Origin of the sequence: Saccharothrix sp. ST-888 (assembly GCF_000955975.1) — a bacterium.
In the GTDB taxonomy this organism is placed as follows: domain Bacteria; phylum Actinomycetota; class Actinomycetes; order Streptomycetales; family Streptomycetaceae; genus Kitasatospora.
Genome location: NZ_JYJF01000006.1, coordinates 110795 through 121419 on the forward strand (window position 1 = coordinate 110795; position 10625 = coordinate 121419).

Here is a 10625-nt window from a genome sequence, read left to right on the forward strand (position 1 = left end):
GGGTTCCCTTCCGGGCGCCCCGGCGTACGGCCGGGGCGCCCTGGTGCGGCATGGAGTCAGGAGGCGGCGACGGCGTCCGGTCGGCGGGCCTCGACCAGCTCCGCGAGTCGGCGCAGATCGGGCTGGCGGAGCAGCTGCGGGGCGCGCAGCCGCACGCCGAACTCCTGCTCCAGTGCCGCCAGCAGACGGGCGGCGGCGAGGGAGTTGCCGCCCGCGTCGGTGAAGTTGTCGAGCGGGCCGAGTTCGGGCCGGCCGAGCAGGTCGCGGCAGAGCCGCAGCACGGTGCGCTCGGTCGGCGAGGCGCCGTCGTCCGCCGGTCCGTCGGCCGGTCCGGGCGCCTCGGCCGCCAGCAGTGCGGCCCGGTCCACCTTGCCGTTGGCGTCCAGCGGGAAGGTGTCGACCAGCCGGACCAGCGTGGGGACGGCCTGCTCGGGCAGCCAGGCGCGGACCTGCGGCAGCAGGTCGGCCCCCGAGGTCGGGGCGTGCCCGGCGGCCGCCTGGACGAAGGCCACCAGCTGCACCCCGCCCGCCGCGTTGCGCCGCGCGGCCACGGCGGCGCGGCGGACCCGCGGATCGCGCTCGAAGGCCGCCTCGACCTCGGCGGGCTCGATCCGCACCCCGCTGACCTTCACCTGGTCGTCCAGCCGCCCCAGGAACTCCAGCACGCCGTCGGGTCGCATCAGCACCCGGTCGCCGGTGCGGTACACCCGGTCGATCCCGGCGCGGCCCTCGGGTGCGCCGTGCTCCGGCGCGGCGACGAACCGCCGGGCGGTGAGCTCCTCGTCGAGGTAGCCGAGCGCCAGGCAGCGCCCGCCGATGCGCAGTTCGCCGGAGACCCCGCGGGGCACCGGGCGCCCGTCCTCGTCGGTGACGGCGACGACGGCCCCCGGCAGCGGGCGGCCGATCGGCGGAGCGTCCGCGCCGTCCGGGGCTGCGCCGGGTGCCATGGTGTGCACCGTGGTCGCCACCGTCGCCTCGGCCGGACCGTAGGCGTTGTGCAGGTGGGCGGTGACGTCCGGTCCGGGGTACCTGCGCAGCCGGTCGCCGCCGACGGTGATGTGACGGAGCGTCAGATCAGGTCGCCACGGCAGGTCGAGCGCGGGCTCGGCCAGCGGGGTCGGCAGTACGCTCACCGTGATCCGGGCCCGGTGCCACCAGTCGGTGAGCGCGCCCGGGTCCCAACGCACCTCGTCCGGGGCCACGCTCAGCGCGGCGCCGGAGGTGAGGCCCGCCCACAGCTCCATCAGGTGCGGGTCGAAGGCGACGCCGATCATCAGGCTGTGCCGGTCGCCCGGGCCCAGGCCGGTCAGGTCGCGGTACCAGTGCAGCAGCGCGCCGAGCGAGTCCTCGCCCACGGCCACCGCCTTCGGGAGGCCGGTCGACCCGGAGGTCAGCACCGAGTAGTACGTACCGGCGGGTGCACCCACCGCACCCGGGGCGGCCGGGGCGAAGGCCGCGACCACGGTGGCGGCGGCGTTCGAGCCCTCGGCCGGCAGCGGCAGCGTCAACTGCTCCACGGTGCCCGGCTGTTCGGTGCCCGGCTGCTCGGTGCTCCGGTGGGAGGGCGGCAGCAGGGCCGGGTCGCCGATCAGGCAGCCCAGGCGCAGGTTCTGCGCCACGGCCTGGAGCCGCCGCCCGCCGGGGCGCGGGCCGAGCGGCAGGTAGACGGCGCCCAGCCGGGCCACCGCCACCGCGACGGCGACCAGCGCCACCGAGTGGTCCAGGCAGACGCCCACCAGGTCGCCGGGGCGCACCCGGCCGCGCAGGCCGTCGGCCACAGACCCGGCCAGCCGGTCGAGTTCGGCGTAACTCCAGCTGCGCTCACCGTCGATCAGTGCGGGAGCGTCGGGGGTGCGGCGCACCCAGTCGAGGTAGCGGTCCAGTACGGCGGCGTCCTCGTGCGGCCGGCCGTACGCAATGCTGAGAGCGGACTGGGGATCGGTCATGTTCTCGTCTCCGAGCGGTGATGAGCGGTGAAGAGCGCTGATGAGCGATGGCGGTGGTCGGGGAGGGGCCGCTAGCCCAGGCCCATGGCCCTGGCGACGATCACCTTCTGGACCTCGGAGGTCCCCTCGATGATCGTCATCATCCGGACGTACCGGTACAGGAACTCCAGCGGATGCCCGCGCACCCAGCCGGTCGCCCCGTGCACCTGCAGCGAGCGGTCCACCACCCGCACGGCCGTCTCGGAGGCGGTCAGCTTGGCGAGCGCCGCGTTCTCCGGCGCCTCGGTACCGGCATCGACCAGCCGGGCGCAGGCCAGGGTGAGCAGCTTGGACGCCTCCACCTCGGCCCGGCTGCGCACCAGGTGCTCCTGGACGTGCTGGTAGGTCCCGATCCGCTCGCCGAACGCCTCCCGCTCCCGGGCGTACTCCACCCCGAGGCGCAGCGCGTACTCGGCGACACCGTTGGACATGGCGGCGACCACCAGACGTCCGCGCGAGAGGCTGTCCATGGCCAGTGCCATCGCGGCCCCGACGCCCTCCGCACCGCCGATCACGGCGTCCATCGGCACCCGGACCTGCTCCAGCATCAGCTCGAACAGCGGCTCGCCGGACATGCCCTCGTAGCGCTGGCCGATCCGCAGGCCCGGCTGGTCCATCGGCAGCACGAACGCGGTCGCGCCGCCGGTGGGACCGTCGCCCAGGTCGGTCGCGGTGACCACCAGGGCGAAGTCGGCGCGGTCGGCGTTGCTCACGAAGGTCTTGCGGCCGCTGATGACCCAGCCGTCGCCGTCCCGGCGCGCCGTGGTGGTCAGCCGGAAGGCGTCGGAACCGGCCTGCGGCTCGGTCAGCGCCAGACAGCGCGCCGCCTCGCCCCGCACCAGCGGTGCCAGGTACCGCTCGACCTGCTCGGGCGTGCCCTGGCGGAGCAGCGGGCTGGGCCCGTCGGAGCCGGCCAGCGCGTACGGGGCCAGGGTGCAGCCGCTGCGACCGGCGGCGTGATGCAGCAGCACCACGGCCGTGAACGGCATCCCGGAGCCGCCGAGCTCCTCCGGGTAGTCGCCGGCGTAGAAGCCCAGCGCGGCCGAGCGCTTGCGGACGTACGACCGCAGGTCGGCGGGCGGCTGGTCGGCGGTCTCGGGCAGCTCGGCCGCCAGCGGCACCAGCTCGCGGCCGACGAAGCTCTCGAAGGCCGCGACCAGTTCGCGGTGGTCGTCCTCGAGGACGGCGGAGGGGGTGGAGTTCACAGCTGGCCTCCGGTCGGGTCCAGGGGGAGGGGGGAAGCGGTGGCCGGGGTCGGGTGCCGCCCCGGCCGGTCGGCGGGCAGCGGGTCGCGGACGCGGCCGGCACCCGGTCGAGGGGTGGTGCTCACGACCGCCCTCCGGGCAGGTCCCGGAGTCCGGTGGACGAGGGGCCGGCCGACGGCGTTCACGGGCGGCCGCCGGTCAGGGCGCGGGCCTGGTCGGCCAGCACGGGGTGCTGGAACAGGGTGCGCAGCGGCGGACGGTGGCCGAGGTGCGGCTCCAGGCAGGCGGCGAGCTGGGCGGCGAGCAGGGAGTGCCCGCCGATCTCGAAGAAGTGCGAGTCGGGCCCGAACCGGTCGTGGCCCAGCACCTCCCGCCACGCCCCGGCGACCAGCGCCTGCGCGGGGTCGGTGAACACGGCCGCGGCGCCCTCGGCGGACTCGTCGCCGGGCTCGGGGAGTTCGGCCAGTGCGCGGACCAGCGCGGTGCGGTCGGGCTTGCCGCCGGGCAGGCTCGGCATCCGCTCCAGGGCGACCCAGGTGCCGGGGACGAGCGCCCCGGGCAGCCGCGCGGCCAGCGCGGCGTGCAGCGCGGCCTGGTCGGGCTGCTCGGTGCCCTCCAGGAAGCCGACCAGCCGGGGACCGGCGGAGGCGTCCCGGTCGAGGACCACCGCGCAGGACCGGCCGCCGAGTTCGGCGGAGGCGGCGGCCTCGATCTCCTCCAGCTCGATCCGGAAACCGCGCAGTTTGACCTGGTTGTCCTGGCGGCCGAGGAACCACAGCCGGCCGTCCAGGTCGCGGTAGCCGCGGTCGCCGGTGAGGTAGACCCGCTCACCGCCCAGGGCGGCGGGCGTGACGAACCGGGCGGCGGTGACCTCGTCCCGGCCGAGGTACCCGTCCGCCAGCATCGCGCCGCCGATGGCGAGTTCGCCGATCGTTCCGGCCGGCAGCGGGTGCAGCCCGCTGTCCAGGACGTGCACCCGCACCCCGGGCAGCTCGACGCCGAGCGGGATCTCCGCCTCCGCGGCCTGCTCGGAGCCGTCGGCCTCGGAGCCGTCGGCGGGAGCGGCCAGGTCGGCCTCGGTGACCTCGTGCACGGTGGAGGTGACGGTCGCCTCGGTGACGCCGTACGCGTTCAGCACGGTCGCGGCCGTGTCCTGCGCCAGGCCGCGCAGCGCACGGGCGGGCAGCCGCTCGCCGCCCAGCACGACCAGCCGCGGCGACCAGCGGCCGTCCCGCAGCGCCTCGCGCAACTCATCGCGCACCGCCAGGAAGTAACTGGTCGGCAGATTGGCCACGGTGACCGCGCGCGCGGCCAGTACCGCGACCAGTTCGGGAGCGGTCGGCACCTCGCGCTGCGGCAGCACCAGGCAGGCCCCGGCGGCCAGCGAGGGCAGCACCTCCTCCAGCGCCACGTCGAAGGACGGCCGGGCGAACAGCAGCACCCGGTCCTCGGCGCTCAGCCCGTACCGCCGGGCCAGCGCACCGACGTAGCCGGCCAGCGCGTCCCGGCCCACCAGCACCGGCTTGGGCACACCGGTCGACCCGGAGGTGTGGATGAGGTACGCCGCGCCGTCGAGCACCGCCGCCGGCTCGGCCTTCGGGAACGCGGGGCCGTCCAGCAGGGCGGGCGTGCGGGCCGCGGCGGGCAGCGCGAGCGCGCTCTGCCGGGTCGCCAGCACCAGCGCGGGCTCCAGCCGCTCCAGCAGCAGGCCGAGGCGGGCGGCCGGATCCTCCGGGGAGAGCGGCGCGTACACCGCGCCGGAGCGCAGACAGGCCAGCAGGGCGACCACGCTGTCCACGCCCCGGGGAAGCAGCGCGGCCACCGGCTGACCGGCCGTCACCCCGGCCGCGCGCAGCCGCTCGACCAGCTCGCCGACCCGGCGGTCGAGGTCGCCGAAGGTCAGCCGCTCGGCACCGGCGATCACCGCGATCCGGGACGGGTCCTGAGCGGCGGCCGGGTCGAGCAGGGCGGGAGAGGCCGCCACCGGGACGCTGTCCGCTGCCCGTGCGCCGTCCGCTGCCGGGACGGTGTCGGCCGCGGTGGTGTCGGCTGTGGCGGTGTCCGCCGGGGCGGCGGCCGGTGCGGCCAGGGCGGCCAGCGGGGTCTGCGGGGCGTCCAGGTAGGCGCGGAGCAGCTCCAGCAGGCGCTCGGCCAGCAGCCGCGCCACCGGCTCGCCGAACAGGTCGGCGTCGTAGTCCCAGACCAGGGTCATCCCGGCGGCGCCGTGCCGCTGCCCGACCACCCGGCGGTCGTCGGGCAAAAGCACCAGGTCCAGATCGAACCGGGTGGTGCCGGTGTTGAACCCCTCGTACAGCGAGATCTCCAGGCCGGGCGCCTCGACCTCGGGCAGCGCGGCGTCATGGGCGCTGAACATCACGTCGAACAGCGGGTTGTCCGCACCGCCGGTGTGCAGACCCAGCGAGCGGGTCAACTCCTGGACCGGGACGTCCTGGTGGGGCAGTGCCCGCAGCAGGGTGTCGGTGACCTCGTCCACCGTCTCGATACCGGGGGCGGCTGGGTCGAGCCGCAGCCGCAGCGGCACGGTGTTGACGAACATGCCGACGGTGCCCTCGAAGCCCACCGGCCGGTTGCCCACCGCCGTGCCCACCACCAGCTCGTGGTGGCCGCTGTGGCGGCGCAGCAGCTCCGCGAACAGCGTGAGCAGCGTGCTGAACGGGGTGTGGCCGTCCTTACGGCTGCGTTCGCGCACCCGCTCGGCGAGGTCGGCCCCGATCGACTGGCGCAGCTGGCCGCCCCGGTGGCGGCGGACCGCACCCGGGCGCCTGAGACCGGGCAGCGCCAGGTCGAAGGGCGCGTCCCGCAACTCCTGCTGCCAGTACGCCAGACTGTGCTCCCTGGCCTGGGCCCGGCTGCCGTCGGTGTCCATCCGCACGTGCTCCTCGTAGGAGCGGGTGGACGGGAGTTCGGCCCGCTCGCCGAGCGTGTGCGCGCGGTAGGCGGTGAACAGGTCGCGCAGCAGGACGGCGAACGAGTGCCCGTCGTGGATCAGGTGGTGCTCGACGTGGATCAGCCGGTGGTGCTGCTCACCGAGCCTGACCAGGTGCCAGCGCAGCAGCGGGGCCCGCTCGGTGTCGAGCGGCTCCTCGGCCTCGGCGGCCAGCAGCTCCCGGAACGCACCCTCCGGATCAACCTCACCGGACAGGTCGCTGGTGCGCAGGCGCGGCTCGGCCTGCTCCCGCACCCGCTGGTCCGGGAGCGCGCCGGGCTGCGGCACCAACTCCAGCCGCAGGCCCGGGTGGTGGGAGATCACGGCGGCCAGTCCGACCCGCAGGGCGGCCTCGTCCAGCGGGCCCCAGAGGTCGAGTGCCGCGGTGAAGTTGTAGGCGCGACTGCCGGGCAGCATCTGCTCGTGCAGCCAGACGATCTCCTGCGAGGAGGAGAGAGCGAACATGAACGGTTCCCTTTCGCTTGTGGCGGGACGGGTCGTTTGTGGCGGGACGGGGGTGCGCGGAGCACCCAAGGGGCGCGGGGAACTGTGTGACTGGCCACGTACGGTGGTGCAGGTTTCTCCTGCGGCTCCCCGGGCCCCCGGGATGGTGCGAGTTCGGGTTCGTGGAAGGTGACGGGGAGGTGCGGGGCTTGTCGCGCAGCTCCCCGCGCCCCCTGCGGAGCACCCTTTTCAGCTACGGAGGGTGTGGAGCAGGGTGTCGAAGGCGGTGTGGGCTGCCGCGTCCGTGAAGTGGGTGCGGTCCCAGGCGAGGCGGATCAGGAGGTCCTCGCCGTGCGAGGCGGAGACTGCGAACGGGGCCGCGATCGGGCGGCCGGCCAGGTGGGTCTCCCGGCCTTCGGTACCGCCGAGCACCAGGGGCGGGCGGCGGTGCAGGTCCTCGAAGGTGAGCAGGCCGTCCAGCGTCCCGGTCCACTGTGCCCCGGCCGAGCGCGCGGCGTGGACCACCTCGTCGAACGGCATGTCGGCATGGTCGAGGTCGTCCCACCAGGCGGCGCTCAGCTCGTCCGGCGTGGCCGGGCCGGGCGTGGCCGGGTGTACCAGCGTGTTGAGGAAGCAGCCCAGGACCTGCGGCGCGGCGGCCGGCCGGCCGCCCCACGGGTAGCCGAGTGCGAGCGCCCGCTGCGATCCGAACAGCCGGTGTGCGGCCGAGGTCACGGCGTCCAGCAGGGCCGGGAACGCGATCCGGCGCCCCGCGCCCTCGGCGGCGGGCGACAGCCGGCGGCTCAGCATTCCGGTGCCCTGACCGGCCGCCGGGTCGGTCAGTTGAGTGGTCGTCGGGTCGGTCGTCGGGTCGGTCGGGTGTTCACCGCCGACGGTGCCCGGTTCGGTGCCGGGTGCGCCGGTGAGGCCGGAGAGCCTGGCGGCCCAGTGGGCGTGGGCGGCCGGCGAGGCGGCCGCGGCCTCGGCGGCGAGCTGGAGCTCGACCGCCTCGCGGTAGGCCGCGGCGGCCTCCTCAAGCGCCTGTGGACCGGGGTCGCCCAAGGCGTCCGGGGCATCCTCGCGGTAGGCCAGGGTGAGACCGGCGGTGACGATGCCGAGTGACTGCTCGTCACAGGCCGCGTGGTCCAGGGCGACCGCGAGTAACTCCTCGTCGTGCTCGGCATCGTGGGCCAGCAGCAGCCGCAGCGCGGGTCCCTCGGCCGGCCAGCCGAGCAGTGCGCGGCGCAGCGCCTCGTCGGCGGTACCGCCGGGCGGCACCGGTACCTCGCGCACCTCGGCCGACGGCTGACCGAGCCGTAACACGGGTGTGCCGCGCAGCGTCGTGAAGGTCCCGCGCAGCGCCGGGTGGCGGGCCGCGATCCGGAGTGCGGCGCGGTGCAGGCGGGCCGGGTCGACGGTGCCGCGCGGGAAGGCGAAGAACAGCGGTACGACGTCGGGGCGGCCCTGCGGATCGAGCCGGCGCGCGAGCAGGAATCGGCGCTGGGCGCCGGTGACCGGGAGCACCGCCGGCCCGGCCGGATCGGTGGACGAGGCTACGGCGGAGCGGTAGCGGGTGAGATAGGCGGTGGTCAGGTTGGCGGTGCTGCGGCCGGCGGCGGTACGGCCGGCGGCAGCGGGGTTGGCGGCAGCGGGGTTGGCGGTGGTGCGGCTGGCGGGCACGGGTGGATCTCCGCTTCGGCTCGTGGCGTGTGGGGCGCCCGCAGTGGTGGCTGCGGGGCGCTCGGTTCGACGCGGGAGGCGTCGGTTCAGCGGGCGGGAGGCGCGGGAGCCGGTTCCCCGGCCGGCTCTGGGGCCGGTCCTGCGGTGCGCTCGTCGCGGCTTTGCGCCGGCTTGACCCCGTCTTGGCCGGCCTCGGTGTCGGCCTCGGTGTCGGTCTCGGTGCCGGCGTGATCGGCGGTCGGGAGGTCCCGCATCCGCCGCAGCGGCGACAGCAGCAGCGGCAGCGGTACGGTGAGGAACCCCGCCGCGCACACCCAGAGCGCGGCCCTGGGCCCGGCCGCGGCGGCGATGGCGCCGCCGGCCAGCGCGCCCAGCGGCATGGTGCCCCAGACCAGGAACCGCATGGTGGCGTTCATCCGGCCCAGCAGAGCGGGCGGGCAGATGCTCTGACGGAAGCTCACTTGGGCGACGTTGTAGACCACGGCACTGAACAGCACCACGGCCGAACCGGCGCCGAACACCGCCGCGCCCGCGCCGCCACCGGACAGCGGCCAGAGCACCGCGAACGGTGAACTGACCGTCAGTGACAGCCAGATCAGCCTGGCCTGGCCGAACCGCTGGGCCAGCGGCCCGGCGCAGAGTGCCCCGGCCAGGCCGCCGATCGCCGAGACGGACAGCAGCAGGCCGATGGCGCCGGGGGAGAGGGCGAGCACCCTGACCCAGAAGACGGTCTGCACGGCGACCAGCAGGGCGGCGAAGAAGTTGGAGGTCGAGGTGGTGACGGCGATCGTCCGCAGCAGCGGGTGGCGCAGGACGAACGAGACCCCCTCGGCGATGTCCGCCCGGAGCGAGCGGCCCGGCGCCGGTTCGGGCCGGGGCTCGCGCGTGCGGATCCCCAGCAGCAGCAGGGCCGAGGTCAGATAGCCGATCGCGTCGGCCACGATGGCCAGTGGCGCGCCGAGCAGTTGGACCAGCCCGCCGCCGAGTCCGGGGCCGGCCACCTGGGCCGTGGAACGGACGGTCTCCAGCGCGCCGTTGCCCTCGACCAGCTGCCGGTGGGGCAGGAGCTGCGGCAGGAAGGACTGGTGCGCGACGTCGAAGAACACCGTCGCCACTCCGGTGACCAGGGCCACCAGATAGAGCTGAACCATCGTCAGCAGGTGGGCGGCGGCGGCCACCGGCACCGAGCCGACGGCCAGGCAGCGCACCACGTCGGCGCGGATCAGGACCGGCAGCTTGCGCATCCGGTCCACCCAGGCGCCCGCGGGCAGGCCCACCAGCAGGAAGGCCGCGGTCTCGGCTGCGGTGAGCAGCCCGACCTGCAACGGCGAGGCGTCCAGGACCAGCACGGCGGCCAGCGGCAGGGCCACCAGGGTTACCTGGCTGCCGAGTTGGCTCGCAGCGGCCCCGGACAGCAGGAACCGGAAGTCACGGTGGCGCAGGGCCTCGCCTGCCAAGAGGCGCTGAAAAGCGTTCACCTGTGCGACTGTCGACGAAAAGTGCCATTAAGGGCAACTTGCTGGAACGAATCCGGACTTCTCCCCGCCCGGCCGCGCGCCGTCCGCCGTACGGGACGGCGATCGGGCGCGACGGGGTGGCGAGATGACCCGGCCGACGAGAAGCAATGGTCCGGACGGTTCTGCGGCTGTCCGGATCGTGTCCATGCCGAAGTCCGCTATCCGGACAACCGGTGACCGTCCACCGGACAGCTGCTATCAGATATGGCCGGATTGAGCGAACTATTGTTGATTGTTCATCTCTTTGTGGAGGTGGTGTGATAACCACCTGTTCCGGTGGGTCCGGACGGCCGTCCCGGGCAGTCAACGCCGCGGGGTGGTCAGCGCGTTGGAGCGCAGGAGTAGAGCCGCTGCTGGGTGGCGAAGTCGTCGTCGAGCGAAGGGACATCCGACGCGGCCGTCCGGGCGGCGCCACCGTACTCCGCGGCGGGTACCTCGGCACAGTCGGACTGGACCCACGACCGGATCTGCGCCGCCGCGGTACCGGCCGCGCCGCCGGGGACGGACCCCGGAGTCCGGCTGGTGCCGAGCAGGACGTAGTGCACCTCCCCGACGTCCACCAGGTGCCGGAACTCCGCCACGGTCGGCCACGGGGCCAGGCCGGTGAAGCCGCCCATCGGCAGGACCTCCTCCCCCGTGGCGAGGATGAACGGCGAGGCGCTGCCCCAGCTGGAGGCGGCGAACAGGTAGGGGGAGCCGTTCCGATGGGCCCGCAGATAGCCGAGCAGGGCCTGCTGCGAAGCGGTCAGCCGGCCGGAGGAGTTGGCGGACATGCTGCTGTCGACCCTGCGCTGCGGGTGCTGGGAGACGGTGGAACCGGAGCCCGAAGGGCCGACGGTGCCCATGC

5 protein-coding genes and 1 pseudogene are annotated in these 10625 nt (G+C 74.9%); all 6 read right to left on the reverse strand.

What is annotated here, in order from left to right:
- Window positions 1–56: 56 nt before the first annotated feature.
- Window positions 57–1946, reverse strand: a complete 1890-nt coding sequence (locus UK12_RS05050; RefSeq protein WP_045299927.1) for a non-ribosomal peptide synthetase — start codon at window positions 1944–1946, stop codon at window positions 57–59.
- Between the two features lie 71 nt (window positions 1947–2017).
- Window positions 2018–3190: an acyl-CoA dehydrogenase family protein gene (locus tag UK12_RS05055; RefSeq protein WP_045299929.1), complete on the reverse strand. Its 1173-nt coding sequence runs from the start codon at window positions 3188–3190 to the stop codon at window positions 2018–2020.
- A gap of 181 nt (window positions 3191–3371) precedes the next feature.
- The gene (locus UK12_RS05060) at window positions 3372–6602 is read right to left on the reverse strand and encodes a non-ribosomal peptide synthetase (RefSeq protein ID WP_045299931.1); all 3231 of its coding nucleotides are present in this window, start codon (window positions 6600–6602) and stop codon (window positions 3372–3374) included.
- Between the two features lie 228 nt (window positions 6603–6830).
- The gene (locus UK12_RS05065) at window positions 6831–8261 is read right to left on the reverse strand and encodes a non-ribosomal peptide synthetase (protein WP_156178537.1); all 1431 of its coding nucleotides are present in this window, start codon (window positions 8259–8261) and stop codon (window positions 6831–6833) included.
- Between the two features lie 86 nt (window positions 8262–8347).
- A complete protein-coding gene (locus tag UK12_RS05070) occupies window positions 8348–9739 on the reverse strand; it encodes an MFS transporter (RefSeq protein ID WP_156178538.1) in 1392 nt (463 codons plus the stop codon).
- Between the two features lie 359 nt (window positions 9740–10098).
- Window positions 10099–10625: pseudogene (locus tag UK12_RS05075) on the reverse strand (hypothetical protein); the annotation flags it as partial.

Bases quoted from the DNA above. Each gene is read 5' to 3' on its own strand.
- UK12_RS05050 (WP_045299927.1), bottom strand. From the start codon at position 1,946: ATGACCGATCCCCAGTCCGCTCTCAGCATTGCGTACGGCCGGCCGCAC.
- UK12_RS05060 (WP_045299931.1), bottom strand. From the start codon at position 6,602: ATGTTCGCTCTCTCCTCCTCGCAGGAGATCGTCTGGCTGCACGAGCAG.